The following is a 23,675-nucleotide window of genomic DNA, read 5'->3' as shown; positions in this document are numbered from 1 at the left end:
GGGCATGACCGCCCCGGAGCGCCCCTCCCGCACCGCGCGCTGGCTCGTGCCCGCGCTCGTCGTGCTGGCGGCCGCCGCCCTCGCGTTCGCGATCGGGCGCTTCTCGACGTTCGGCTCGTCCCCCTCGCTCGCGCCCGCGAACCACTCCGCCGAGGCCGGATTCGCGCGCGACATGCAGGTGCATCACGCGCAGGCCGTCGAGATGGCGATGGAGCTCTACCGCAAGACCGGCGACGACGAGCTGCGGGCGCTCTCGTACGACATCGCGACCGGACAGTCGGCGCAGCGCGGCGAGATGTTCGACTGGCTCGTCCAGTGGGGGCTGCCGCAGGCCGGGGGCGCGCCGATGGCGTGGATGAGCGGCGCAGACGACGAGCACGGTCACGGGGCCGGCGCATCCGATGAGCCCTTGACGGATGCCGAGATGCGCGAAGCCATGGGCATGGCGAGCGAGGCCGAGCTCGCGCAGCTCCGCGCCGCCGAGGGTGCCGACGCCGACTGCCTCTTCACCGAGCTCATGATCCGTCACCACGAGGGCGCGATCCCGATGGTCGACGCGGTGCTCGAGCTCGGGTCGGAGCCGCGCGTGCTCGCGGTCGCCGAGAGCATGAAGGTCGCGCAGACGGCCGAGATCGACGCGATGCAGTCGGTGCAGGCACGACTGGCCTGCACGAGCTGACCTCTACAGTGGTCGCGTGACCGCTCCGAGCCGTCCCCGGCCACGGCGTCCCGCCGTCGTCGCCGCCGCGGTCGTGTTCGTGTACCTGAGCGGGCTGTCGAACGTCGCGCTCGGGCTGCTCGTGCTGCTCAGCCGCTACCGCGTGGAGCCGGATGCCGTGCTGCCGGTGTCGCTGCTCGGCGCCGGCACGATCCTGTTCGGGCTCCTCTCGCTCGCCCTCGCGTCGGGACTCAGCCGCGGAAGCCGCTTTGCGCGGCTGCTCGTCACGGCGTACCTCGTCGTCCAGTCCGCGCTTCAGGTCGTCACGATCTTCTCGACGGACTCGTGGGATCTCGTCGCTTCGGTGGTCCTCGCCGTCGAGGTCTTCATCGTGGTCGCGCTGTGGGCTCCGCCGGGGTCGCGATGGTTTCGCGCGATCGCGGAGGCTGAGGCATCCGTCGTGCCGCCACCCGTGTGACCGACGTCACAGATCCCAGCGTCGTGCGAGATACCGCCGATGGAAGAACCGCACGATCTCGATCGCCCCGATCGTGAGCACCGTGACAAGCGCGACGAGGTAGGCGGCTGTCTCTCCGGGGTCGACGAGCTCGAAGAACCGCGTGAGGAGCGGGATCGTGTAAATCCCGACCAGCCCGATGAACATGGTGCCGATCACGAGGCCCTTCACGCGCGTGATCGGGCGTGAGAGCACCGTCAGCACCCAGATCCCGACGACGGCGAGGATGATCGTCGATCCCGTGCGCAGTTCGGGCTGGGGCACCCCGAGGGACCGTGCGACGAGGGTGTAGGTCGTCAGCGCGGTCGCGATGATCACGCCCGCGGGGATCGCGAAGCTGAGCGAGCGGCGCAGGAATCCGGGAACGTAGCGCTGCCCGTTCGGCATCAGCGCGAGGAAGAACGCGGGGAGCCCGATAGTGAGGCCGTCCGTGATCGAGAGTTGCCGAGGCAGGAACGGGAACTCCAGCAGGAGAAGGCCGAACAGGATCGCGAGACCGGTCGCGTAGACCGTCTTCGTGAGGAAGAGCATCGACACGCGCTCGATGTTCGCGATCACCTGGCGCCCCTCGGCGACGACCCCGGGCAGGTGCGAGAACCGGTCGTCGAGGAGCACGAGCTGTGCGACGGCCCTCGTCGCCGCCGAGCCCGAGTTCATCGCGATGCCGAGGTCGGCGGTCTTGATGGCGAGCGCATCGTTGACCCCGTCGCCCGTCATCGCGACCGTGTGCCCGGCACGCTGCAGCGCGACGACCATGCGCTGCTTCTGCTCGGGGCTCACGCGCCCGAAGACGGTATTGTGCTCGAGCACCTCGGCGAGCTCGTCGTCATCGTCGGGCAGCCTTCGCGCGTCGAAGCCGCCGTCCACGTCGATCCCCACCTGGCGGGCGATCGCGGCGACGGTGCGCGGATGGTCGCCGGAGATGATGCGGATGCCGACGCCCTGCGCCGCGAAATACGCGAGCGTCTGGGTGGCATCCGGTCTCACCGTCTCGCGGAACGCCACGATGACCGCCGCCCGCAGTCCGTCGGGCAGGCGCTCGGCGTCGACGTCCGCCTCTGTGAGGGAACGCTCGGTGTGCGCGAGCACAAGGGTGCGGCGGCCCGTCGAGATGAGCTCTCCATGGAGGCCTGCGAGCGCTCCGTCGCCCTCGAGAACCTCATCGCCGAGGACCATCTCGGGTGCGCCGAGCACCCAGGTGCCGGCATCCGGCGCCAAGGTCACGGCACTCCACTTGCGCGCCGACGAGAACGGCACGTACGCCACCGGGTCGAGCTCGTGTGCGAGCGGGTACGGGTCACGGAGGCATCGCGCCGTCGCATTCGCGTCGGGCGCGGCGCCGTACCACGCGAGGGCGCCCTCCCACCCGGACGGGACGGCGTCGAGCGGGTGCGCGGAGTCGAAGCGGATGTCGCCCTGCGTGATCGTGCCGGTCTTGTCGAGGCACACGACATCCACCCGCGCGAGGCCCTCGACGGCAGGAAGCTCGTTCACGAGCACTTTGCGCCTCGCGAGGCGCGCCGCCCCGACGGCGAACGCGATCGACGTCATGAGCACGAGGCCGAGCGGGATCATCGCCGTGATCGAGGCCACCGCGTTGACGACGGCCTGCACCCAGCCGCCCGTGTCCCACGCCTCGACCCAGCCGCCCGCGACCATCACCTGCGCGTTCAGCACGAGGAGCCCGATCGGGCCGAGGCCCCATCCGACCCACTTCAGCACGCGATCGATCGACGACCGCAGCTCGCTCGCCACGAGCGAGAAGCGCTTCACCTCGGCGGCGATGCGGTTGGCGAAGGCACCCGCCCCGACCCGCACGACCCGCGCCTCGCCCTGTCCGGCCATCACGATCGACCCCGACAGCACCTCGTCGTCGGCGTTCTTGTCGACCGCGTCGGACTCGCCAGTGAGCAACGACTCGTCGACCTGCAGCCCGCGCGAGCGCAGCACGACGGCGTCGGCGGGAACCTGATCGCCCGCGCGGAGCACGAGCACGTCGTCGATGACGACGTCGGACGGGAGCGGCTCGGTCTCGATGCCGTCGCGCCGCACGCGCGCACGTGGCGCGTTGAGCAGCGCGAGGCGATCCAGCGCGCGCTTCGCGCGGAACTCCTGCACGCCGCCGATGATCGAGTTCGCGAGCGCGATGAGCCCGAAGAGCGCGTCCTGCCACCGGCCGAGCACGAGCAGCACGGCGAAGCACGCGAGCACGATCCCGTTGAACGACGTGAACACGTTCGCGCGGATGATCGACCAGGCACTCCGGCTCGTGCGCGTCTCGAAGGCGTTCGTCTGTCCGGACGCCGTGCGCTCGGCGACGTCGGCGGCGCTCAGGCCGACATCGGGGTCGACGGATGCCGCGGCATCCGTCTCGGACTCGATCAGCTCGCTCATTCGTCCCGCCACGATGACTGCGCGGCGCACGCCCCGTGGAGCGTGCGCCGCGCGGTACGGTCGTGACCGATTATCCCTTCGTGGAGCCTGCCAGCAGACCTCGCACGAAGAACCGCTGCAACGACAGGAAGACGACCAGCGGAACCACCAGTGCGATGAACGCACCGGCCGTCAGCAGGTGCCAGTCCTGTCCGCGGCTTCCGGTCATCTCGGCCAGCAGCTTCGTGATCGGGGCCACGTTGCCGTCGGCGAAGATGAGGGCCACGAGCAGGTCGTTCCACACCCAGAGGAACTGGAAGATCGCGACCGACGCGATCGCCGGCATCGTGAGCGGCAGGATCAGCCGGAAGAAGATCTGCCCGTGCCCGGCGCCGTCGACGCGGGCCGCCTCGATCACCTCGCGCGGGATCTCCGAGACGAAGTTGTGGAGCAGGTAGATCGTCAGCGGCAGGGCGAAGATCGTGTGGGCGATCCACACCTGCGCGTAGCCGAACGAGCCGAACGCCTCGATCACGGGGAACCCGAAGATCGTGCCCTGCGAGAACAGCTGCAGAAGCGGGATGAGGGCCATCTGGATCGGCACGATCTGCAGCGCGAAAACGAGGATGAACAGCGTGTCCTTGCCGCGGAAGTCCATCCACGCGAACGCGTACGCCGCGAGCAGCGCGATCGAGATCGGGATGACCGTCGCCGGGATGGTGATCGCGAACGAGTTGACGAACGCACCCGCCATGTTCAGCTGGCTGTTGCCCGTCTGAAGGGCGGTCGAGTAGTTGTCGAGCGTCCAGCCCCAGTTCTCGAAGACCGTCCACCAACCCGTCGTCTGGATGAGCTCACGCGGACGGAACGAGGAGATCAGCAGCCCGAACGTCGGGATGGTCCACAGGACGGCGATGATGAGCGCAGCCGCAGTGGCCCACGGCGACGACAGCTTGCGCTTGGTCGCCCCGAGCTGGATCTTGTCGGCCCGGCGCGCGCCGCGGCTCAGTTCGTCCTGGCCTTCTTCGTCGATCGGCAGATCGACGGGCATCACCGCGCTCATCAGCGCACCTCCCGCTGCTTCTTCAGCTGCACCGCGTTGTAGATGACGATCGGCAGGACGAGGATGAACAGGATCACCGCGAACGCGGCCGAGCGCCCCGCCTCGAAGCTGCGGAACTGGGTGTACATCTCATTCGCGAGGACCGACGTGTTGTTCGCCCCCGCCGTCATGGTCCGGACGATGTCGAAGACCTTGAGCGAGGCGATCGAGATGGTCGTCAGGACGACGATGAGCGCGGGCCGGATGCCGGGGACCACGACGTTGATGAACTTCTGCCACGCGTTCGTTCCGTCGAGCTCCGCCGCTTCGAGCTGCTCGGTCGGCACGCCCTTGATCGCGGCCGAGAGGATCACCATCGCGAAACCGGTCTGGATCCAGATCAGGACGACGATGAGGAACAGCGTGTTCCACGGCTCGACCGCCAGGAAGTTCAGCGGCTGACCGCCGAACCACACGATGATCTGGTTCAGGAAGCCGATCTGGTTCGACCCGGCCGGACGCACCGTGTACATGAAGCGCCAGATGATCGAAGCGCCCACGAACGAGATGGCCATCGGCATGAACACGAGGATCTTGTAGTACCGCTCACCGCGGGACTTGTCGATGAAGTACGCGTACGCGAGACCGGCGATCGTCGAGATGATCGGCGCGACCAGCACCCACACGATCGTGTTGATGACGATGCGCACGTTGGCCGGCTGCGTGAAGATCCACGCGAAGTTCTCGAAGCCCACGAAGGTGTTTCCGCGGGAGTTCATGAACGCCTGGACCGTGGTCTGGATCGTCGGCACGATGAGCCCGATGGCCAGCAGGACGATCGCGGGTGTCAGGAACCCGAACAACTGGAACAGCGAGCCCGCACCATCGCGCGCGCGCTTGTCCAGGAAGAAGAAAAGCAGGCCGAGCACGGCCGCTGCGATCATCGCCTCGACCCAGGACTGGAGCAGGAAGAGCACCAGTACGGGACCGAGCACGCACGCGATGAGACGGATGATCGTGTACATCCGTCCTTTTCGCGGCGCGATCTCGATGAAGAACAGGATCAACCCCACCACGGCGAGGAAGATCCCGACGATCACGATGATCTCCAGCCACGGGTTGAGCGTGCTCAACCATCTGAAGAAGTCGGACATGGATTCCTTTCGAGTGCGTCGTCGGACCCGGGGACGTCCCTAGCGATCACGGTAGGGAACGGGGCCGCCCTTTGGGAAGGGCGGCCCCGTTCACGAAGGTCAGCTCGACGGCCAGCCTGCCTCGATCTGCTCGAGGACGGTGTCGGTCGGCGTGCCGTTCACCCAGTCACGCATGCCCTGCCAGAACGTGCCCGAGCCCACGGCCGACGGCATCAGGTCGGATGCGTCGAACCGGAAGGTCGTCGTGTCGTCCTGCAGGATCGCGATCGCGGCCTTCAGGATCTCGCTCGAGGCGTTCTCGGGGTCGAGACCCTTGTTGGCGCTGATCACGCCACCCAGGCCCACGCGGCTGTTGGCCCACTCGGGGCTCGACAGATACTCGAGCACCGCGACAGTCGACTCGGAGTCGTCGAACGCGCCGACGATCTCGCCACCGCCCGTCACGACCGCGCCATCGCCGGTCTCGCCGCCGAAGCCCGGGGTGATGAAGGCCCAGATGTCGCCGTCCTCGGCGACGGTGCCGCCTGCGTCGGTGATGAACCCGTCGTAGAACGACGCCTGGTGGTGCAGCGTGCACTCACCCGACACGAGAGCCGCGGCGGGATCGCCGAACGGCGTCGTCACGATCGTGTCGAGGCCGCCGAAGCCCGCGTTGACGTAGTTCGGGTCGAGCAGGATCTTGCCCACCTCATCGAACGCCGACTTGATCGCCGGGTCCGTGAAGGGCACCTCGTTCGCCACCCACTGGTCGTAGACCTCGGTGCCGGACTGGCGCAGGACGACGTCCTCGATCCAGTCGGTGCCGGGCCAGCCGGTCGCGGCGTCCGAGCCGAAGCCGACGCACCACGGCGGTCCGCCGATGTCGGACTGGATCTGCGCCGTCAGGTCGAGCAGGCCCTGCCAGTCGGTCGGGATCTCCCAGCCGTTCTCTTCGAACGTGGAAGGCGAGTACCAGATCCAGCCCTTGACGCTCGCCATCAGCGGCGCGCCGTACAGCGTGCCCTCGACCGTGCCGTAGCCGGCCCAGTCATCGGTCCAGTACTCCGCGACGTTGTCGGCGACGCTCTGCGGCGCCTCCTTCAAGAAGCCGCGCGTCGCCATGTCGGCGAGCAGACCCGGCTGCGGGAAGATCGCGATGTCGGGTGCGTTGCCACCCTGGGCGCGAACGGCGATCTGAGCCTCGAACTCCTTCGACGACTCGTACTGGATGTCGATGCCGTTCTCTTCCTCCCAGTCGGCCCACGACTCCTCGAGAAGCTCGGCCTCTGTGTCCGCGATCGTGCCGTAGATGGTCACGACGTTGTCGCCGCCGCCACCTTCGTCGTCACCGCCGCCGCCCGATCCTGGGCCGCCGGAACACCCGGCGAGGGCGATACCCGCGACTCCTGCCGCGGCCACCGAGATGAGGAGCCTCCCCCGTCTCTGTGTCTTCATTGGTCCTCCTCGTTGAGATGTGCGGGATGCGAATGACCCGCCGAACCGGCGCAAGGAACTTCGGGAACCGATTCCAGAATCACGCTAGGGGATGCGGTGCATCCGCACAATCGCATGGGATCACAAGTCGATAAACCCCACGACTCTCCCTAGCGCGTGGACGGTTTCCACGGCAGGATGGGGATGGAACCGGTTCCCGAAAAGCCGCGGGCCGGTGCCCTGGTGCGCGACGGCGCGTAGGACCGAGGGAGGTGTCCGGTGGCCGGCATCGCCGACGTCGCACGCCTTGCCGGCGTCTCGAAGTCGACGGCCAGCCGCGCGCTCACGGGCTCGGGCTACGTCTCAGAGCGCACGCGCGATCGCGTGGCCGAGGCGGCCGCGACGCTGGGCTACGTGCCGTCGACGAGTGCGGTCAGCCTCGCGACCGGCCGGACGCAGACCGTGGGCGTCGTCATGCCCTACGTCAACCGGTGGTTCTTCGCCGAGGTGCTCGAGGGTATCCAGCACGCGCTCCTCGAGCGCGGGCTCGACCTCGCGCTCTACGACGCGAAGCCGGGAACTGCGGGGCGTCGGCGCATCTTCGAGCACTTCCTCGCGCGCAAGCGCTTCGACGGGCTCATCGCGGTGGGCCTCGAGCCGGAGGACGAGGAGCTCGAGCGCATGCTCGCCCTCGAGCGTCCGGTCGTGAGCGTCGTCGCCGCGACCTCGGCGACGAGCGTCGTGTCGATCGACGACGGCCACGCGGCGCGCCGCGCGACCGAGCACCTCATCGACCTGGGCCACCGCGACATCGTATTCCTCGGCGGCGGGTCGACGGCCCACTGGGCCCACGTTGACCGCCGCCGCATGTCGGGCTACATCGAGACGATGACGGATGCCGCACTCGCCGACCACGTGCGGCACGTGCCCTCCGACGTGACGTGTCCCGGCGGCTACGCGGCGGCCGTCGATCTGCTGGGCGACGCCCGCCGCCGCCCGAGCGCGATCGTGGGCGTGTGCGACGAGGTCGCGATCGGCGCAATCATCGCGGCGCGGCGGCTCGGCATCCGGGTCCCCAGCGAATTGAGCGTCGTCGGCATCGACGACCACGAGTACGCCGAGATGTTCTCGCTCACGACGCTGCGACAGGTGCCGCGCGAGCAGGGCACGGCCGCGGTCGCGCTGCTGGAACGCCACCTCTCCGACCCGACGCTCCCGCCGACGGAGGTGCGCCTGAAGCCGACGCTCGTGATGCGGACCTCGACCGCACACCCGGACTCGCTCGAGTCGGCGATGGCGGTCGACATGCGCGCGACGCCCCGCTCCGGCGCATGACACGCCGGGCGCACGGGCCTGGGCATGACGAAGGCCCCCGGGCGAACCCGGGGGCCTTCGTGACGCGTGAAACGCTGAATTACTTCAGGGTGACCGTCGCGCCGGCCTCCTCGAGGGCGGCCTTCGCCTTGTCGGCGGTCTCCTTGTTCGCGCCCTCGAGCACGGCCTTCGGAGCACCGTCGACGACGGCCTTCGCCTCACCGAGGCCGAGCGAGGTGAGCTCGCGGACGACCTTGATGACCTGGATCTTCTTGTCGCCCGCGGCCTCGAGGATGACGTCGAACGCGTCCTTCTCCTCGGCCTCCTCGGCGGGGGCACCACCGGCGGGGGCGCCGGCGGCGGCGACCGCGACGGGCGCGGCGGCGGTGACGTCGAAGGTCTCCTCGAACGCCTTGACGAACTCCGACAGCTCGATGAGCGTGAGCTCCTTGAACGCGTCGAGCAGCTGCTCGGTGCTGAGCTTAGCCATGATGTTTCTCCTTGATTGGGGTATTCACGCCGGGCCTGATGTCAGGCCGCGGACTCCTGCTTCTCGCGCAGCGCGTCGACCGTGCGAACGGCCTTCGTCGGGAGCGCATTGAAGACGTATGCCGCCTTGGTCAGCGAGGCCTTCATCGCGCCGGCGAGCTTCGCCAGCAGGACTTCACGGCTCTCGAGGTCGGCGAGCTTGTTGACCTCGTCCGCGCTCAGGGGGTTTCCGTCGAAGAAGCCGCCCTTGATCACGAGAAGAGGGTGTGCCTTGGCGAAGGCGCGCAGACCCTTCGCGACGGAGACCGGGTCACCGTGCACGAACGCGATGGCCGACGGACCCTTGAGGTCATCGTCCAGCGACGTGATCCCCGCGTTGTTCGCGGCGATCTTGGTCAGCGTGTTCTTCACCACGGCGTACTCCGCGTCCTGACGGATGCTGTTGCGGAGCTCCTTGAGCTCCTTCACCGTCAGACCGCGGTACTCGGTCAGCAGAACGGCGGTCGAGTCCTCGAAATGCTTCGTGAGCTCGGCGACCGATGCTTCCTTCTGCGCCATGGCCACTCCTTGTGTTTACGAGACGCTCCGCGGTGGCGGGGCGCCGTGCCCGAGGCATCCGCTCATCTGATCTCGCCCACAATGGAAAAAGCTCCGGCGCAAGCGCACGGAGCTTCGGCCTGGAATCCCAGGAGTTCGTTCGTGTCACCTGCGCAGGCCCCTGCATCGCAGAGCTTCGATCGTCATGCGCTTGCGCGCACATCGATGACCGGCGGTCTTCGGCGCACACCAGTCTACGGGAGCCCGCGGCTTCCCCCAAATCGGCGCGCTCCCTCCCCACTCCCCCTCGCCCTCTTCGTCGAGTGCACGACTTCCCTTCGAGTGCACGGCCTGCCGGCGTGGGTAAGCCGTGCACTCGGCGCGAAGTCGTGCAGTCGCCGCGCCCGAGCGCGCCACCCGGCGGTCAGCGGGGTGGACGAATGCCGAAAGCCGCGAGGCGTTCGGCCAGGTGCCACGGCGTTCGGATGTGCTCGTCCTCCCACCGCACGAGGTGGCGCCCGGTGGTTCCCCGGATCCAGTCCTCGCGCTGCTTCTCCGCGAGAAGCACCTGCTCGAGGGGAACGCCGCGCCGCAGCGACTCGTCAAGATACTTGCTCCTGCCGTCGACCTCGCCGAAGGCATCGACGTCATCGAGACCGAAGTCCACATAGAAGGAGCCGCCGTGAGGAGCGGGCACGGCCGCTTGAAGCGACGGCGTCTCGAACCCCAGACGCAGAAGGTGAAGACGGCTCACGGATTCGCCCGGCGACTCGGCACGGCCGTCGCTCACCGGCGCCAGGCGGCGGGCTTGACGGATGCCGCGTGCTCCAGACGCGAGGTCGATCATCTGCTGCAGCTCACGGCGCCACGACGCAAGGCTGTCGAGGTCCCACTCGCGCTCGCGCGCGGCTCGTTTCCGCTCGGCCGCGTCGGCCGCGGCGAGCGCGGGCTCGGGGCGGAGCGTGCGAAGCAGATCGAAGACAGTCCTCTCCAGCGAGGTCGTGCGAATACCGTCGCATACCGCGACATCGGTCGGCCGCAGAGGGGCGACATGGCGCATGACATCGGGGGCGCTCGAGATTCGCTGCGGCGACGACGTCGTCATGTGCACCCGCAATGGGCGATGGCGATACAGCGGCAGCCCCCACAGCACGGCCGCCGACTCATGCGACATCACCGCTGATCCGCGCGCATCGCGCGCCACCGCGATGACGTGAGCGAGGTGGCGACCCTCCGGCCAGAGCTCGTCCCACTCGTCCGCGCCGATGTACCAGCCGCGCCGGATCTGACGGTGCCTTCCCGTCGCCACCGCCGCGGCGATGCTTCGCTCGGTCGAGCCGAGCACGAGCAGGTCCTCGCGCGAGAGGACGAGCGGATCGAGGTCTGCAACGGTGACGATTCGAGGCACTCTTCACCGTCCGGCATCCGCACCCGCGTCATCGGCTTCGCCCGCGCGCATTGTGGAGAATCGGCGTTCGCTCGGGCCTGTTCAGGACCGGTTCCGTCCCTCCTGCCATCCCCGTCCTCCGCGAGTGCACGGCTTCTCGTCGACCGCACGGGAACCTCGCGTCGGCATGTCGTGCGCTCGACGAGAAGTCGTGCACTCGCGAGGAAGAGGAGGAGAGGGAGGAGAGGGAGGAGACGAAGGGAACCGCCCGCGGGTCGCACCCCGCGGACGTCCGTCACCCGGGCTACCCTCGAACGCGTGACCCCCGAACTCGCCGCCCGCATCGTCGCGGACTCCCGCGATCGGGTGGCGTGGGTGCGCGCGCGATCGCGCGGGATCACGGCGACGGATGTCGCGGCGCTCACGTCCGAGCGTGCGATCGCCCGCTCCGCCGACGCCAAGCTGGGCCTATCGGGCACCGGATTCTCGGGCAACGCGTACACCGCTCACGGGCGGCAGCGCGAGCCGGAGATCGCGCGGTGGCTCGCCGCGACGCACGGCATCCTCCCCTCGACGGCCCTCTTCCACGCAGTCGTCGAGAAGCGGCACCTCGCGACGCCCGACGGACTCGCGGTCGACTCGGCCGGGCGCATCACGCTCGCCGAGATCAAGACGACCAACAAGCCGTGGCGCAGCATCCCCCGGTCGTACCTTCGCCAGGTGTGGTGGCAGCAGCACGTGCTCGGCGCCGAGCGCACGCTCGTCGCCTGGGAGCAGCACGACGGCTTCGTGCCCATCGACGACGAGCCGCGGTGCCAGTGGGTCTATCGCGACGACGGCGAGATCGCGAAGCTCGTGCGCCTGGCGACGGCGCTCATCGACGAGCTGCACCGCCGTCACGTGGCGGGGTCGGCGCGGAGGGAAGAGCGGATGCCGCAGCCCGTCGCCCCGCGCGAGCCGTTCCGCGCTCTCGCGCTCGCCGACTGACCGGGCAGTCGACAGACCCCGGCCTCACCTCAGCGTCGTGACGACGCGCTCCTGCGCGTTCCACACGCGCAAGCCGGTCGCCTCGCCCATGACGTGCCGGTGCGAGATGACGCGCAGCGCGGTCGCGAGGCGCGTCGCGGTGAGCCCGCGCGCCAGAGTCACGTGCGGCGTCCACCGATCCGGAGCCGTGTTCGAGTAGCGCGGCTCGGGCGGACCGGCGAGCTCGGCGACGGCGCGGTGCACCTCGAGGAGCGGCCGGTTCAGGACGATGTGGCGCGTGAGGATGAACCGGTCCCGGTGGCCGAGCAGCAGCACGCCGCCGAGCTCGATCGGGACAGGGAGCAGCTCGGTGACGTCGGCGAACATCGCCGGATCCAGGGAGCCCCGCACGGCGAGCGTCACGTGAGGCCGGTTGCTCGGCGCCGGATTGCGGCCGGCGCTCGGCAGGTCGGCGGCGAGGAGCCGATCCCAGTCCTCGCGCACGGCGCGCTCGGCCTCGGCATCGAGCACGAGCTCCACGCTGAACACGCACCCATCCTCTCGCCGTCGTCGCGGCCGCGCATCCGCACATCGCGAGGACGACCCCTATTGCGGCACCCCACGCGAAGGGAAATGCTGATGCCGAGGCGCGTCGGCGCCCCGAATCGGCGATGCGGCCGACTCCCGGAAGACCTCGGCCGCGAGGAAGGACGAGGATGTCTGCGAACAGAGCTGTGGCCTACAAGGGCCCCGGGGTCGTCGAAGTCATCGACACGGACTACCCCGAGTTCGAGCTCAAGGACGGTCCCGGGGTCAACCCCGCGAACGTCGGCCGGAAGGTGCCCCACGGCGCGATCCTGCGGACGGTCGCGACGAACATCTGCGGTTCCGACCAGCACATGGTGCGCGGCCGCACGACGGCACCCGTCGGACTCGTGCTGGGCCACGAGATCACCGGCGAGGTCGTCGAGACGGGCCCCGACGTGGAGTTCATCGAAGTCGGCGACATCGTGTCGGTGCCCTTCAACATCGCGTGCGGGCGCTGTCGCAACTGCAAGGAGGGCAAGACGGGCATCTGCCTCAACGTGAACCCCGACCGCCCCGGCAGTGCGTACGGGTACGTCGACATGGGCGGCTGGGTGGGCGGACAGGCCGAGTACGTGCTCGTGCCCTATGCCGACTGGAACCTGTTGAAGTTCCCCGACCGCGACCAGGCGCTCGAGAAGATCCTCGATCTGGCGATGCTGTCCGACATCTTCCCGACGGGCTTCTACGGCGCGTACACGGCGGGGGTCAGGCCCGGCTCGACCGTGTACATCGCGGGCGCGGGGCCGGTCGGACTCGCCGCCGCCGCCGGCGCGCAGCTGCTCGGCGCGGCCGTCGTCATCGTGGGCGACCTCAACCCCGAGCGCCTCGCGCAGGCGCGATCCTTCGGCGCCGAGACGGCCGACGTGTCCAAGGGCGACCCGAAGGACCAGATCGAGCAGATCCTCGGCGTGCCCGAGGTGGACTGCGCGGTCGACGCCGTCGGGTTCGAGGCCCGCGGCCACGGGTCCGACGCGAGCCACGAGGCTCCCGCGACCGTCCTCAACTCCCTCATGGACCTGACCGCGGCAGGCGGCGCGCTCGGCATCCCGGGGCTCTACGTGACCGGCGACCCGGGCGGCGTCGACGAGGCGGCGAAGGTCGGCTCGCTGTCGTTGCGCCTCGGACTCGGCTGGGCGAAGTCGCTGTCGTTCACCACCGGCCAGTGCCCGGTCATGCGCTACAACCGTCAGCTCATGATGGCGATCCTGCACGACCGCGTGCAGATCGCGAAGGCGGTCAACGCGACGCCCATCCCCCTCGATGACGCGCCGCAGGGCTACGCCGACTTCGACAAGGGAGCGGCACGCAAGTACGTGCTGAACCCGAACGGGTACATCACCTCCTGACGCGACGCGAACACCCACCCCGACACCACGAAAGGAACACCCCATGTCCATCACCCTCGAAGACGCCCGGCGTGTGATCGCCGCAGCCGAGAAGCGGGCCGACGAGATCGGCCAGCCCATGAACATCGCCGTCGTCGACGCCGGCGGAAACCTCGTCTCGCACGTGAGGCAGGACGGCGCGTGGATCGGCAGCATCGAGATCTCGATCAGCAAGGCGTGGACCTCGCGCGCGTTCGACATCTCGACGAAGGACCTCGGCGACAACTCGCAGCCGACGCAGCAGTTCTTCGGCATCCACACGACCAACGCGCACGGCCGCGGCGTCGCGATCTTCGCGGGCGGCGTGCCCCTCACGCGTGACGGCAAGGTGGTCGGCGCTGTCGGCGTGAGCGGCGGCTCGGGCGAGCAGGACCAGACGGTCGCGGAGGCGGGCGCGGCAGCTCTCTAGAGCGGCGGAGACGGATGCGGCGGCCATCCCGGCGCCGCCGGGGACGTGCGCGCGCGCCGACGGGAATAGTTGACGCAGATCAACGATTTCCTCTATCGTTGACTTTCGTCAACGATCTCCCGCAGCCGTCGCCGTCGCGGCATCCGTCTCTCCCCTCTCTCGAAAGAGCTTCATGTCACAGACCTCCCCCGACCAGGTCACGGCCGGCGCCAAGCCCTCGATGTCGCACCGCCAGGTGCTCGAGGCGCTGTCCGGCCTGCTGCTGGGCATGTTCGTCTCGATGCTCGCGTCGACCGTCGTCTCGACGTCGCTGCCGGTCATCGTCCACGACCTCTCCGGCGACCAGGCCGCCTTCACGTGGGTCATCACTGCGACGCTGCTCACGACGGCGATCTCGACCCCCATCTGGGGCAAGCTCGCCGACCTGTTCAACCGCAAGCTGCTCATCCAGATCGCGCTGACGCTGTTCGTGGTGGCGACCGCGGCGGCGGGCTTCTCGCAGGATCCCGGCATGCTCATCGCGTTCCGCGCGGCGCAGGGCCTCGGCGCGGGCGGTCTCGCGGCGCTCAGCCAGGTGATCATGGCCGACATCATCAGCCCGCGCGAGCGCGGCCGGTACATGGGCCTGTTCGGCGCGGTCATGGCCGTCGCGACGGTCGGCGGACCGCTGGTGGGCGGCCTCATCACCGACGCGTGGGGCTGGCGCTGGAACTTCTTCGTCGCGATCCCCTTCGCCGTCGCCGCGCTCATCATCCTGCAGAAGACCCTGCACATCTCCCCGCGGCCCAAGCGCAAGGTCTCGATCGATTACTTCGGCATCGTGCTGCTGTCGGTCGCGACGTCGCTGCTGCTCATCTGGGTGACGGGGGCAGGCACCGACTACGACTGGTGGAGCGCGACGACCCTCCTCATGGTGGGCGGCGCCATCGTCGCGGCCGTGCTGTTCGTGATCGTCGAGCTTCGCTCGAAGGAGCCGCTCGTGCCGCTGTCGCTGTTCCGCGATGCGACCTTCACGCTCTCGGTGGTCGCATCGATCGCCACGGGCATCGCGATGTTCGGCGCGTCGGTCTTCCTCAGCCAGTACATGCAGCTCGCGCGCGGTGCGACGCCCACCGAGGCCGGCGTCATGACGATCCCGATGATCGCCGGCCTGCTGCTCGCGTCGGTCGGCGTCGGAGCGCTCGTCACGAAGTTCGGCCGCTGGAAGCCGTACCTCATCGTGGGCGCGATCTCCCTCACCGCCGGCTCGTACCTGCTGTCGACGATCGAGTACGACACGAACTTCGCCCTCGTCTCGCTGTACATGTTCCTGCTCGGCGCCGGTGTCGGCATGACGATGCAGAACCTCGTGCTCGTCGTGCAGAACACGGCGAAGCCGACCGAGATCGGCGTCGCGAGCTCGGGCGTCACGTTCTTCCGGAGCCTCGGCGGCACGATCGGCGTCTCGATCATGGGCGCCGCGCTCGCCGCGACCGTGACCAACCTCGTGGCGGGTGCGAAGGACGACATCGCGGCGGCGATCATGGCCCTCGGCGACAAGGCGCAGTACTGGAGCGAGCAGCTGCAGTCCGGGGCGCTGCCCAAGGTCTCGGCGATGCCCGAGCCGCTGCGGACCCTCTTCGAGGACATCTACGCGCAGGGGATCTCGCACTCGTTCCTCATCGCCGTGCCGTTCGCGGTCGTCTCGCTCCTGGCGATCGTGTTCCTCCCGAACAAGCCGCTCACCCGCATGACGACGACCGAGCGCCTGCGCGCGAGCGAGGCCGACCTCGCGACGGTGTCGGTGAGCGAGGGCATGGACGCGATCACGGCGACGGCCGAGACGGTGAAGACGGATGCCGCGGCATCCGCCACCCGTTCCGCGAAGCGCGAGGACGAATCGCGATGACCACGCGAGCCACCGACCCCGAGGACCGCACGCTGGCCGTGCGCGTCCTCGAGGTCGAGCTCAGCGACCTCGTGACGCGGTTCCGCCGTCAGGTGCGCGATGCCGCCGAGCGCATCGAGCCGGGGATGCATCCGGGGGCGTACAAGGTGTTCGCGCGCATCTCGCGCGACGAGCCGATCACGGTCTCGGCGCTCGCGGAGGCGCTCACGCTCGACAAGGGGCTCACGAGCCGCACGGTGGCGTGGCTCGAGAATGTGGGTCTCGTCGAGCGAGCGCCCGATCCTCACGACCGCCGCTCGTCGCTGCTGTCGCTCACCGAGGAAGGGCGCCGACGCCTCGAGCAGGCGCGCAGTCCAGAGCGGAGCAACCTCGCCGAGGCGCTGCGGTCGTGGAGCGTCGACGACGTGCGCCGTTTCGCCGTGCTGCTGCACGCGTTCGGCCTGGCCGAGGAGCCCGGCGGGTTCGACGACCTCGAGTCGACGCGCAGACTGCTCGAGAAGTGACGGATGAGAACCACGTGACGGGTGTTTCTCGCCGCGGTAGCACTCGCGTAACACGCCCGAGACATACGAGGAGTTGACTGGGCGCAGCGGGAACGACCGCGTGCCGCACTCTCACGGAAGGAGCGACCGATGAGATTCCGGCCTTTGCGAACCGCCTCGGTCCCGGATGCCCCTCCCCTCCCGGTCCCCGACCCGCCCGAGGTCATGCGCGCGGTGGTGTACGACTCCCCCGGCGCGGCCGAAGCGCTGCGCGAGGCATCCGTTCCCGTCCCCGCCCCGGTCCTCAGCGAACTGCTCGTGCGCGTCGTCGCGGCGGGCGTGAACCCGATCGATGCGAAGACGCGGGCGGGCAAGGGCGCGTCGGCCGCCATCGACGCCTACCCCGCGGTGCTCGGCTACGACTTCAGCGGCATCGTCGTGAGGTCGCCGTACGAGTCGCATCCGCTCCAGCCCGGAGCCGAGGTGTTCGGCATGGCGGCCTTCCCGCGCACGACCGGCACCTACGCCGAGTACGCCGTCGTGCCGTCGCTGTCCGTCGCGCGCAAGCCGCCCTCGCTCTCGCACGTCGAGGCGGCGGGGGTCCCCCTCGCGGCGCTCACCGCGTGGGGGCTCATCGTCGAGACCGCGCATGCGCACGAGGGGCAGCGCATCCTCATCCACGCCGGGAGCGGAGGCGTCGGGCATTTCGCCGTGCAGTTCGCGGCGTACTTCGGCGCGCACGTGACGGCGACCGGCTCGGGGCGCAACGCGTCGTGGCTGCGGGAGCTCGGGGCATCCGTCGTCATCGATTACACGACGACCCGATTCGAAGAGGTGGTCGGCAACGTCGACGTCGTCATCGACCTCGTCGGCAACGTGCACGACGCCACCGGCACGCGGTCGCTGACGGTCCTGCGCCTGGGCGGCCTGTACGTCATGGTGCCGACCGGCGCGTGGCCGGGCTATGCCGAAGCAGCCGCCGACGCGGGCGTGCGTGCGACCTCGTACAAGGTCGTTCCCGACGGCGTTGCGCTCGCCACGATCGCGCGGCTGCTGGAGTCGGGGGCGGTGCAGGTCTACGTCGACAGGGTCTTCGATCTCGCGGATGCCGCGGCCGCGCACGCCGAACTCGAGCGAGGCCATACGCGGGGCAAGGTCGTGCTGCGCATCAGCGACGACTGAGCCTGTCGTCGTCGGTCGGGGTTTGGGGCACTCTCACGCGGCTAGCACCCTCCTCCCCTCGGCCACGATCTCGTCGGCGACCGCGTCGAGCAGGGGGGAGCGCAGGTTCCACTGCTGCCAGTGCAGGACGACGTCGACCGGCGGGCCGCCGAGCGGCACGAGGGCGCCCGACTCGAGGGCCTCGGCGGACTGGAACCGCGGCAGCAGTCCCCATCCGAGCCCGATCTTGATCGCGGTCGCGAAGTCGTTCGACGCCGGCACGTAGTGCCTCGGCGGGGTCGCCGGGTCGACACCGCGCGCCGTGAGCCACTGCGACTGCAGGTCGTCGCGACGATCGAACTCCACGACCGGCGCGACCGCGAGCGCGTCGGCGTCGACGCCGCCGGCAAGCCAGCGGGCGACGAACCCCGGAGTCGCGACCGCCTCGTACCGCATGGTCCCGAGGCTGCTGACGCGGCATCCGGCGACCGGCGTCGTGCGCGAGGTGACCGCGCCCATCACCGTCCCCGACTCGAGCAGCCCGGCAGTGAAGTCCTGGTCGTCGCGGTGCAGCTCGAACACGACGGGCAGCCGCTCGCTCAGCCGCGCGAGCGGCGCGAGGAACCACGTCGCGAGAGAGTCGGCGTTGACCGCGAGGGGCACCGACACGAGCGTCCCCGAGCGCTCGTCGCCGACGCCGAGCTCGGCGAGCACGTCGTGCTCGAGCAGGGCGAGCTGGCGCGCGAGCCGCACGACGGCGGCTCCGGCATCCGTCGCCCGCACGGGCCTCGATCGGACGACGACGGTACGACCGAGCTGCTCCTCGAGGGTCTTGATGCGCTGGCTCACCGCGGACGGTGTGATGTGCAGCCGTCGGGCGGCCGCGTCGAGGGTGCCCTCGTCGACGACGGCGGCGACGGTCTCGGCGAGCTCGAGCGGGATCCTCACTTAAGCGATGCTAATGCTCGTGAAGTATCCTGAGCTGGTCTTCGGTTGGTGCGACCCTTAGCGTCGAACCCGTGGTCCCCTCCGCCCTCGCGGGCTTCGGCCTCGGCCTCTCGCTCATCGTCGCCATCGGCGCGCAGAATCTGTTCGTCCTGCGCCAGGGCCTGCGCCGCGAGCACGTCCTCGTGGTCGCGGCGATCTGCGCGGCATCCGATTCAGTCCTCATCGCCCTCGGCGTCTCGGGCGTCGGTCTCGTGCTCCTCGCCGTCCCGTGGATCATCGACGTCGTCCGCTGGGCGGGCGCCCTCTTCCTGGCGGGGTACGGGATCCTCGCCCTGCGTCGAGCGCTCACGCCGAGCGGTCAGGTGCTCGACGCCCGCGCCGACGCGGATGCTCCGGCCGACGCCGCGGCATCCGCCGCGCACCGCGCCGCCGCCGCGACCAAGTCGCGCACTCGGCTCGTGCCCGTCGTGCTGACGTGCCTCGCGCTCACGTGGCTGAACCCGCACGTGTACCTCGACACGGTGTTCCTGATCGGATCGGTCGCGAACACGCACGGCGACGCACGCTGGATCTTCGCGGTCGGGGCGATGGCGGCGAGCGTGCTGTGGTTCTTCGGTCTCGCGCTCGGCGCCCGCTACCTCAGCCGCTGGCTGTCGACCCCGCGCGCGTGGCGGATCCTCGACGGCGTGATCGCGGTCGTGATGTTCGCGATCGCCGTCAGCCTCGTGCTGCCTTCCTGAGCGACGGGTCGTCGATCTCGGCCCGCCGCGCCTCGACGATCGCACGGATCGTGTCGTCGGGCAGCGGATCCTCGGGCTGGAAGCGGATCGTGCCCTTGTCGAACTCGATCCCCTCGAGTGCCGACGCGATGCGCTCGGGCACCAGGCCACTGAACGGGTACACGCCGATGTGCTTCTTCGTGCGCATCACGGCGATGAGAGCCTTGCCCCGGTACGTCAGCGCCGGCATGCCGTAACTCGTGCCCTGCTCGAGGTCGGGGATCGTCTCGCGCGCGACATCGAACACATGCGCGATGACCTCGCGGTCGGCCGGATCGAGCGAGGCGAGATAGTTGTCGACAGTGCCCATGAGCGCATCCTTCCACTCCGTGGCCCTCGTGCCCAGGGGCCGCGTCGCGGCACGATGGAGGCATGAAGCGCGTGCACGTGGTCGTCCGCGGAGAGGTCCAGGGCGTCGGCTATCGCTACACGATGCGCATGGTCGCGCGTGACGCCGGGGTGACCGGGTGGGTGCGCAACCGCCGCGACGGGAGCGTCGAGGCCGAGATCGAGGGCACGCCCGAGCAGGTCGACGAAGTGGTCGCGTGGATGGCCGAGGGACCGCCCGGCTCACACGTGCGCGAGGCGAGAGTGTCGGATGCCGCGCCGGCCGGCTCGCGCGGGTTCGACGTGCTGCCGACCGAGTGACCGCGGGGTGACGGTCAGCCGGGCAGCCCGGCGCCCAGCTCCGCGAACACCTCGACCGCCCTCTCCCGGCGAGCGAGCGGCGCCGACTGTCCCGCCCACAGCGACACGAGGTCGCTGAGGTCGCGACGCCCGGCCTCGGCGCGGAACTGCCCCGTGAGCCAGTTCTGCGCGGGGAAAGGCAGGTTCGTCGCGTCTTGGAGCATCCGCATCGCCCGGTTCGGGATGCCGCGCGCGAGCCGCCCGCTCATCGCACGCGTGAGCACGGTCGTCGTGTCGGATGCCCCGGCGATCGCGCGCCGGTGCGACGGCGGCGCCGCGGACTCCTGAGTGCGCAGGAACGCCGTGCCGACCTGCACACCCGACGCGCCGAGCGCGAAAGCCGCGGCGACCCCTCGTCGGTCGGCGACCCCGCCCGCCGCGATCACGGGCGCCCGCACGGCGTCGGCCACCTGCGGCACGAGGGAGAACGTGCCGACGAGCGACTCCTCGGCGGGTGCCAGGAACGACACGCGGTGCCCCGCGGCCTCGGCCCCCGTCGCGACGATCGCGTCGACCCCGGCTTCGTCGAGCGCGACGGCTTCCGCAACGGTGGTGGCGGTGCCGATGAGACGCATGCCCCGCTCCCGCGCAGCCTGGACGAGCTCGGCGCCCGGCACTCCGTACACGACGCTCAGCACCGCCGGCGCCGCGTCGAGCACGGCCTCGAGCTGTGCGGACAGGTCGGGAAGGAACGCGGCGGGCGGCTTCGGGAGCGGCAGGCCGAGCTCCTCGAACACCGGCGCGAGCTCTGAGATGCGGGGCTCGAGGTCCACGTCCGCCGGCGTCACCTCGTCTCCCGTCGCGAGCCACAGGTTCACCGCGAAGGGCTTCGCCGTGCGCTCGCGAATCGCCGCGATCGTGTCGCGGATGCGCCCGGGCGAGTACCCGTACAGCCCGTACGAGCCGAGTCCGCCGAGCTCGCTGACGGCCGCCGTGAGCTCGGCCGACGAGAGACCTCCGAACGGGCCGAGGACGATCGGGGCGTCGATTCCGAGGGTGTCGCGCAGATCCGTCACGCTTTCGACGCTACTGCGGATGCGGCATCCGTCCCCTCTTCGTTACGACGGTCCGCGGGCTCAGAACCCTTCCGGCAGCCGAGGCGTGTACGGCGCCTCGAGCCGGGCGATCTCGTCTTCGCCGAGCTCGAGGTCGACGGCCGCGATCGCCTCGTCGAGGTGGTGCGGCTTCGTCGCGCCGATGATCGGGGCCGACACCGCCTGCTTCGAGAGCACCCATGCGAGCCCGACCTGCGCACGCGAGACGCCGCGCTCCGCGGCGATCGCACCGACCGCGTCGACGATCGCCCGGTCGGACTGCTCCTGCTGGTGGTAGAGCGTGTTGCCGAAGTCGTCGGTCGCGGTGCGCGCCGTCTCGGTGCCCCACTCGCGGCTGAGGCGGCCGCGGGCGAGCGGGCTCCACGGGATGACCCCGACGCCCTGATCCAGACACAGCGGATGCATCTCCCGCTCCTCCTCGCGCATGAGGAGGTTGTACTGGTCCTGCATCGACACGAACCGAGTCCAGCCGTTGCGCTCGGCGGTGTGCTGGAGCTTCGCGAACTGCCACGCCCACATCGACGACGCCCCGATGTAGCGCACCTTGCCCGCGCGGACGAGGTCGTGGAGGGCCTCCATGATCTCCTCCATCGGCACGGCGGGGTCGAGGCGGTGGATCTGGTAGAGGTCGATGTAGTCCGTGCCGAGGCGGAGGAGCGAGGCATCCGCCTGGGCCATGATCGCCGCACGCGAAAGGCCGGAGTCCTTCGGACCAGGACCCATGCGCATCGCGACCTTCGTCGCGATGACGACGTCGTCGCGCGACGAGAACTCGCGCAGGAGCTGCCCCGTGATCTCCTCGCTGCTGCCGAGCGAGTACACGTTCGCGGTGTCGAACGTCGTGATGCCCGCCTCGATCGCACGGCGGAAGAGCGGGCGCGCGTCGTCGATGCCCATCGACCACGCGTGCGCGCCCCGGTTCGGATCTCCGTAGCTCATGCAGCCGAGCACGATCCTCGAGATGCGGAGACCGGACGAGCCGAGACGTGTGTGCTTCATCGCTGGGGTGACCCTTCGTCGACGTGTGGCGCGGAGCGCGGGATTCCCCATTCTGCCGCTCTCCGGCGACGCTCGACGGGGGGTTTTCACTCAGCAGGCAGCCCGAGCGCGCAGCGGCCGCCCGGCGTGCGAGCTGACGGTGGCTCCGTCCCCGGCGCATCCGCGGAAAACACGACGGGGCCCCGCCGGATGGCGGAGCCCCTCGTGAATGCGACGGCGATGCGTCAGATGGAGTTGACGTCCAGCGGGATGCCGGGGCCGAACGTGGTCGACACGGCGCCCTTCTGGATGTAACGGCCCTTCGAGCTCGACGGCTTGAGACGCACGATCTCTTCGAGAGCGGCGTGCAGGTTCTCGTTCAGCTGATCGGCCGAGAACGAGGCCTTGCCGACGACGAAGTGCACGTTGGCGTGCTTGTCGACGCGGAACTCGATCTTGCCGCCCTTGATCTCCTCGACGGCCTTGGCCGGGTTGGGGGTCACGGTGCCGGTCTTGGGATTCGGCATGAGGCCGCGGGGACCCAGGACCTTGCCCAGGCGACCGACCTGGCCCATGAGCTCGGGCGTGGCGACGGCCGCGTCGAAGTCGGTCCAGCCGCCGGCGACCTTCTCGATGAGCTCGGCGCCGCCGACCTCGTCGGCGCCCGCCGCGATCGCGGCCTCAGCGGCCGGACCGGTGGCGAACACGATGACGCGCGCGGTCTTGCCCGTGCCATGCGGCAGCATGACGGTGCCGCGCACCATCTGGTCGGCCTTGCGGGGGTCGACCGAGAGCTTGAGCGCGACCTCGACGGTCGAGTCGAACTTCTTCGAGCCGGTCTCCTTCGCGAGGGCGACGGCCTCGGCGGGCGAGTAGAGCTTGGTGCGGTCGATCTTCGCGACCGCTGCTTCGTAAGCCTTGGACTTGGTGGCCATGTTCTTTACTCCCCTCAGTCCTCGACCGTGATGCCCATGGAACGGGCGGTGCCGGCGATGATCTTCGAGGCGGCCTCGATGTCGTTCGCGTTCAGGTCGGGCTGCTTCGTCTCGGCGATCTGACGCACCTGGTCCTTGGTGAGCTTGCCCACCTTGGCGGTGTGCGGTGTCTTCGAGCCCTTCTGCACGCCGGCGGCCTTCTTGATGAGCTCAGCGGCGGGCGGGGTCTTCAGGACGAAAGTGAAGCTGCGGTCCTCGTAGACGGTGATCTCGACGGGGATGACGTTGCCGCGCTGCGACTCGGTCGCCGCGTTGTACGCCTTGCAGAACTCCATGATGTTGACGCCATGCTGACCGAGCGCGGGGCCGATCGGCGGCGCCGGGTTGGCGGCGCCGGCGTTGATCTGGAGCTTGATCAGGCCGGTCACCTTCTTCTTCGGTGCCATGTGTTTTCCTCTCATCGAATCGGATGCCGGGGCATCCGGTTCTCCCGCAGATCCGGCCGTTCCGGAACGCGGTGTCGTCAGCGC

The 23,675-nt window shown here is 69.6% G+C and carries 25 protein-coding genes; 11 read left to right on the top strand and 14 right to left on the bottom strand.

The genetic code is table 11. The annotated features are described in order from the left end of the window. Positions 1-4: 4 nt before the first annotated feature. Positions 5-679 carry a DUF305 domain-containing protein gene (locus BJ991_RS06700; RefSeq protein WP_179488575.1) on the top strand — a complete coding sequence of 225 codons (675 nt, stop codon included), beginning with the start codon at positions 5-7 and terminating at the stop codon, positions 677-679. Positions 680-695: 16 nt separating this feature from the next. Next, positions 696-1,136: a hypothetical protein gene (locus tag BJ991_RS06695; protein ID WP_179488573.1), complete on the top strand. Its 441-nt coding sequence runs from the start codon at positions 696-698 to the stop codon at positions 1,134-1,136. A gap of 6 nt (positions 1,137-1,142) precedes the next feature. Here the strand turns inward: BJ991_RS06695 and BJ991_RS06690 are convergent, their stop codons facing one another. The 4 genes from BJ991_RS06690 to BJ991_RS06675 all read right to left on the bottom strand — a co-directional run bounded on the left by BJ991_RS06690 (position 1,143) and on the right by BJ991_RS06675 (position 7,178). Further along, positions 1,143-3,569: an HAD-IC family P-type ATPase gene (locus tag BJ991_RS06690; protein WP_179488571.1), complete on the bottom strand. Its 2,427-nt coding sequence runs from the start codon at positions 3,567-3,569 to the stop codon at positions 1,143-1,145. A gap of 70 nt (positions 3,570-3,639) precedes the next feature. Further along, positions 3,640-4,611, bottom strand: coding sequence for a carbohydrate ABC transporter permease (locus BJ991_RS06685; RefSeq protein ID WP_179488569.1), 972 nt, complete (start codon positions 4,609-4,611; stop codon positions 3,640-3,642). Beyond that, positions 4,611-5,744 carry a carbohydrate ABC transporter permease gene (locus BJ991_RS06680; protein ID WP_179488567.1) on the bottom strand — a complete coding sequence of 378 codons (1,134 nt, stop codon included), beginning with the start codon at positions 5,742-5,744 and terminating at the stop codon, positions 4,611-4,613. Before BJ991_RS06680 ends, BJ991_RS06685 begins: the two co-directional genes overlap by 1 nt. Before the next feature lie 99 nt (positions 5,745-5,843). After that, a complete protein-coding gene (locus tag BJ991_RS06675; RefSeq protein ID WP_179488565.1) occupies positions 5,844-7,178 on the bottom strand; it encodes an ABC transporter substrate-binding protein in 1,335 nt (444 codons plus the stop codon). Positions 7,179-7,436: 258 nt separating this feature from the next. On the opposite strand from BJ991_RS06675, the gene BJ991_RS06670 reads away from it, so the two are divergent. Further along, positions 7,437-8,492 (top strand): substrate-binding domain-containing protein, encoded by a 1,056-nt coding sequence (locus BJ991_RS06670; RefSeq protein WP_179488563.1) that lies wholly within the window; start codon positions 7,437-7,439, stop codon positions 8,490-8,492. Between the two features lie 79 nt (positions 8,493-8,571). On the opposite strand, the gene rplL is transcribed toward BJ991_RS06670, so the two are convergent. The 3 genes from rplL to BJ991_RS06655 form a co-directional block, all read right to left on the bottom strand. Beyond that, entirely contained in the window at positions 8,572-8,961 is a 390-nt protein-coding gene (rplL, locus tag BJ991_RS06665; RefSeq protein ID WP_179488561.1) for a 50S ribosomal protein L7/L12, read from the bottom strand. Positions 8,962-9,002: 41 nt separating this feature from the next. Next, positions 9,003-9,518 carry a 50S ribosomal protein L10 gene (gene rplJ / locus BJ991_RS06660; protein ID WP_179488559.1) on the bottom strand — a complete coding sequence of 172 codons (516 nt, stop codon included), beginning with the start codon at positions 9,516-9,518 and terminating at the stop codon, positions 9,003-9,005. A 403-nt stretch (positions 9,519-9,921) separates the two neighbouring features. Further along, the gene (locus BJ991_RS06655; protein WP_179488557.1) at positions 9,922-10,905 is read right to left on the bottom strand and encodes a hypothetical protein; all 984 of its coding nucleotides are present in this window, start codon (positions 10,903-10,905) and stop codon (positions 9,922-9,924) included. A gap of 297 nt (positions 10,906-11,202) precedes the next feature. Here BJ991_RS06655 and BJ991_RS06650 point away from each other — a divergent pair, with 297 nt between their 5' ends. After that, positions 11,203-11,871: a YqaJ viral recombinase family protein gene (locus BJ991_RS06650; RefSeq protein WP_179488555.1), complete on the top strand. Its 669-nt coding sequence runs from the start codon at positions 11,203-11,205 to the stop codon at positions 11,869-11,871. A gap of 24 nt (positions 11,872-11,895) precedes the next feature. Here the strand turns inward: BJ991_RS06650 and BJ991_RS06645 are convergent, their stop codons facing one another. Next, the gene (locus BJ991_RS06645) at positions 11,896-12,399 is read right to left on the bottom strand and encodes a 2'-5' RNA ligase family protein (RefSeq protein WP_179488553.1); all 504 of its coding nucleotides are present in this window, start codon (positions 12,397-12,399) and stop codon (positions 11,896-11,898) included. 167 nt (positions 12,400-12,566) lie between these two features. Between BJ991_RS06645 and fdhA the strand changes: the two genes are divergently transcribed. From fdhA to BJ991_RS06620, 5 genes are all read left to right on the top strand, one after another. Continuing rightward, entirely contained in the window at positions 12,567-13,784 is a 1,218-nt protein-coding gene (gene fdhA, locus BJ991_RS06640) for a formaldehyde dehydrogenase, glutathione-independent (RefSeq protein WP_179488551.1), read from the top strand. A 43-nt stretch (positions 13,785-13,827) separates the two neighbouring features. Next, positions 13,828-14,232 carry a GlcG/HbpS family heme-binding protein gene (locus tag BJ991_RS06635; RefSeq protein WP_179488549.1) on the top strand — a complete coding sequence of 135 codons (405 nt, stop codon included), beginning with the start codon at positions 13,828-13,830 and terminating at the stop codon, positions 14,230-14,232. 172 nt (positions 14,233-14,404) lie between these two features. After that, the gene (locus BJ991_RS06630; protein ID WP_179488547.1) at positions 14,405-16,120 is read left to right on the top strand and encodes an MDR family MFS transporter; all 1,716 of its coding nucleotides are present in this window, start codon (positions 14,405-14,407) and stop codon (positions 16,118-16,120) included. Next, positions 16,117-16,623, top strand: a complete 507-nt coding sequence (locus BJ991_RS06625; protein ID WP_179488545.1) for a MarR family winged helix-turn-helix transcriptional regulator — start codon at positions 16,117-16,119, stop codon at positions 16,621-16,623. The genes BJ991_RS06630 and BJ991_RS06625 overlap by 4 nt, the downstream gene beginning before the upstream one ends. Positions 16,624-16,752: 129 nt before the next feature. Next, positions 16,753-17,784 (top strand): NADP-dependent oxidoreductase, encoded by a 1,032-nt coding sequence (locus BJ991_RS06620; RefSeq protein WP_179488543.1) that lies wholly within the window; start codon positions 16,753-16,755, stop codon positions 17,782-17,784. A 33-nt stretch (positions 17,785-17,817) separates the two neighbouring features. Here the strand turns inward: BJ991_RS06620 and BJ991_RS06615 are convergent, their stop codons facing one another. Next, positions 17,818-18,711: an ArgP/LysG family DNA-binding transcriptional regulator gene (locus tag BJ991_RS06615; protein ID WP_179488541.1), complete on the bottom strand. Its 894-nt coding sequence runs from the start codon at positions 18,709-18,711 to the stop codon at positions 17,818-17,820. Positions 18,712-18,782: 71 nt separating this feature from the next. Between BJ991_RS06615 and BJ991_RS06610 the strand changes: the two genes are divergently transcribed. Next, entirely contained in the window at positions 18,783-19,451 is a 669-nt protein-coding gene (locus tag BJ991_RS06610) for a LysE family transporter (protein WP_179488539.1), read from the top strand. On the opposite strand, the gene BJ991_RS06605 is transcribed toward BJ991_RS06610, so the two are convergent. Then, positions 19,429-19,800 (bottom strand): iron chaperone, encoded by a 372-nt coding sequence (locus tag BJ991_RS06605; protein ID WP_179488537.1) that lies wholly within the window; start codon positions 19,798-19,800, stop codon positions 19,429-19,431. The two genes, BJ991_RS06610 and BJ991_RS06605, sit on opposite strands and share 23 nt — an antisense overlap. A gap of 62 nt (positions 19,801-19,862) precedes the next feature. On the opposite strand from BJ991_RS06605, the gene BJ991_RS06600 reads away from it, so the two are divergent. Beyond that, the gene (locus BJ991_RS06600; protein ID WP_179488535.1) at positions 19,863-20,138 is read left to right on the top strand and encodes an acylphosphatase; all 276 of its coding nucleotides are present in this window, start codon (positions 19,863-19,865) and stop codon (positions 20,136-20,138) included. Positions 20,139-20,152: 14 nt separating this feature from the next. Here the strand turns inward: BJ991_RS06600 and BJ991_RS06595 are convergent, their stop codons facing one another. The 4 genes from BJ991_RS06595 to rplK form a co-directional block, all read right to left on the bottom strand. Next, entirely contained in the window at positions 20,153-21,193 is a 1,041-nt protein-coding gene (locus BJ991_RS06595; protein WP_343048666.1) for an NAD(P)H-dependent flavin oxidoreductase, read from the bottom strand. 60 nt (positions 21,194-21,253) lie between these two features. Next, positions 21,254-22,231, bottom strand: a complete 978-nt coding sequence (locus tag BJ991_RS06590; protein ID WP_179488533.1) for an aldo/keto reductase — start codon at positions 22,229-22,231, stop codon at positions 21,254-21,256. Between the two features lie 224 nt (positions 22,232-22,455). Further along, complete coding sequence (gene rplA, locus BJ991_RS06585) at positions 22,456-23,145, bottom strand: 50S ribosomal protein L1 (protein WP_179488531.1); 690 nt, start codon at positions 23,143-23,145, stop codon at positions 22,456-22,458. Positions 23,146-23,159: 14 nt separating this feature from the next. After that, positions 23,160-23,591 (bottom strand): 50S ribosomal protein L11, encoded by a 432-nt coding sequence (rplK, locus tag BJ991_RS06580; protein ID WP_179488529.1) that lies wholly within the window; start codon positions 23,589-23,591, stop codon positions 23,160-23,162. Positions 23,592-23,675: the final 84 nt, after the last annotated feature.

The organism is Microbacterium immunditiarum (assembly GCF_013409785.1).
Lineage (GTDB): Bacteria > Actinomycetota > Actinomycetes > Actinomycetales > Microbacteriaceae > Microbacterium > Microbacterium immunditiarum.
This window is presented reverse-complemented; position numbering and strand designations above follow the sequence as displayed.

Coding starts and splice junctions, on each gene's coding strand:
- BJ991_RS06700 (WP_179488575.1), top strand. CDS start 5: ATGACCGCCCCGGAGCGCCCCTCCCGCACCGCGCGCTGGCTCGTGCCC.
- BJ991_RS06690 (WP_179488571.1), bottom strand. CDS start 3,569: ATGAGCGAGCTGATCGAGTCCGAGACGGATGCCGCGGCATCCGTCGAC.
- BJ991_RS06685 (WP_179488569.1), bottom strand. CDS start 4,611: ATGAGCGCGGTGATGCCCGTCGATCTGCCGATCGACGAAGAAGGCCAG.
- BJ991_RS06680 (WP_179488567.1), bottom strand. CDS start 5,744: ATGTCCGACTTCTTCAGATGGTTGAGCACGCTCAACCCGTGGCTGGAG.
- BJ991_RS06675 (WP_179488565.1), bottom strand. CDS start 7,178: ATGAAGACACAGAGACGGGGGAGGCTCCTCATCTCGGTGGCCGCGGCA.
- rplL (WP_179488561.1), bottom strand. CDS start 8,961: ATGGCTAAGCTCAGCACCGAGCAGCTGCTCGACGCGTTCAAGGAGCTC.
- rplJ (WP_179488559.1), bottom strand. CDS start 9,518: ATGGCGCAGAAGGAAGCATCGGTCGCCGAGCTCACGAAGCATTTCGAG.
- fdhA (WP_179488551.1), top strand. CDS start 12,567: ATGTCTGCGAACAGAGCTGTGGCCTACAAGGGCCCCGGGGTCGTCGAA.
- BJ991_RS06635 (WP_179488549.1), top strand. CDS start 13,828: ATGTCCATCACCCTCGAAGACGCCCGGCGTGTGATCGCCGCAGCCGAG.
- BJ991_RS06630 (WP_179488547.1), top strand. CDS start 14,405: ATGTCACAGACCTCCCCCGACCAGGTCACGGCCGGCGCCAAGCCCTCG.
- BJ991_RS06625 (WP_179488545.1), top strand. CDS start 16,117: ATGACCACGCGAGCCACCGACCCCGAGGACCGCACGCTGGCCGTGCGC.
- BJ991_RS06620 (WP_179488543.1), top strand. CDS start 16,753: ATGAGATTCCGGCCTTTGCGAACCGCCTCGGTCCCGGATGCCCCTCCC.
- BJ991_RS06605 (WP_179488537.1), bottom strand. CDS start 19,800: ATGGGCACTGTCGACAACTATCTCGCCTCGCTCGATCCGGCCGACCGC.
- BJ991_RS06600 (WP_179488535.1), top strand. CDS start 19,863: ATGAAGCGCGTGCACGTGGTCGTCCGCGGAGAGGTCCAGGGCGTCGGC.
- BJ991_RS06590 (WP_179488533.1), bottom strand. CDS start 22,231: ATGAAGCACACACGTCTCGGCTCGTCCGGTCTCCGCATCTCGAGGATC.
- rplA (WP_179488531.1), bottom strand. CDS start 23,145: ATGGCCACCAAGTCCAAGGCTTACGAAGCAGCGGTCGCGAAGATCGAC.
- rplK (WP_179488529.1), bottom strand. CDS start 23,591: ATGGCACCGAAGAAGAAGGTGACCGGCCTGATCAAGCTCCAGATCAAC.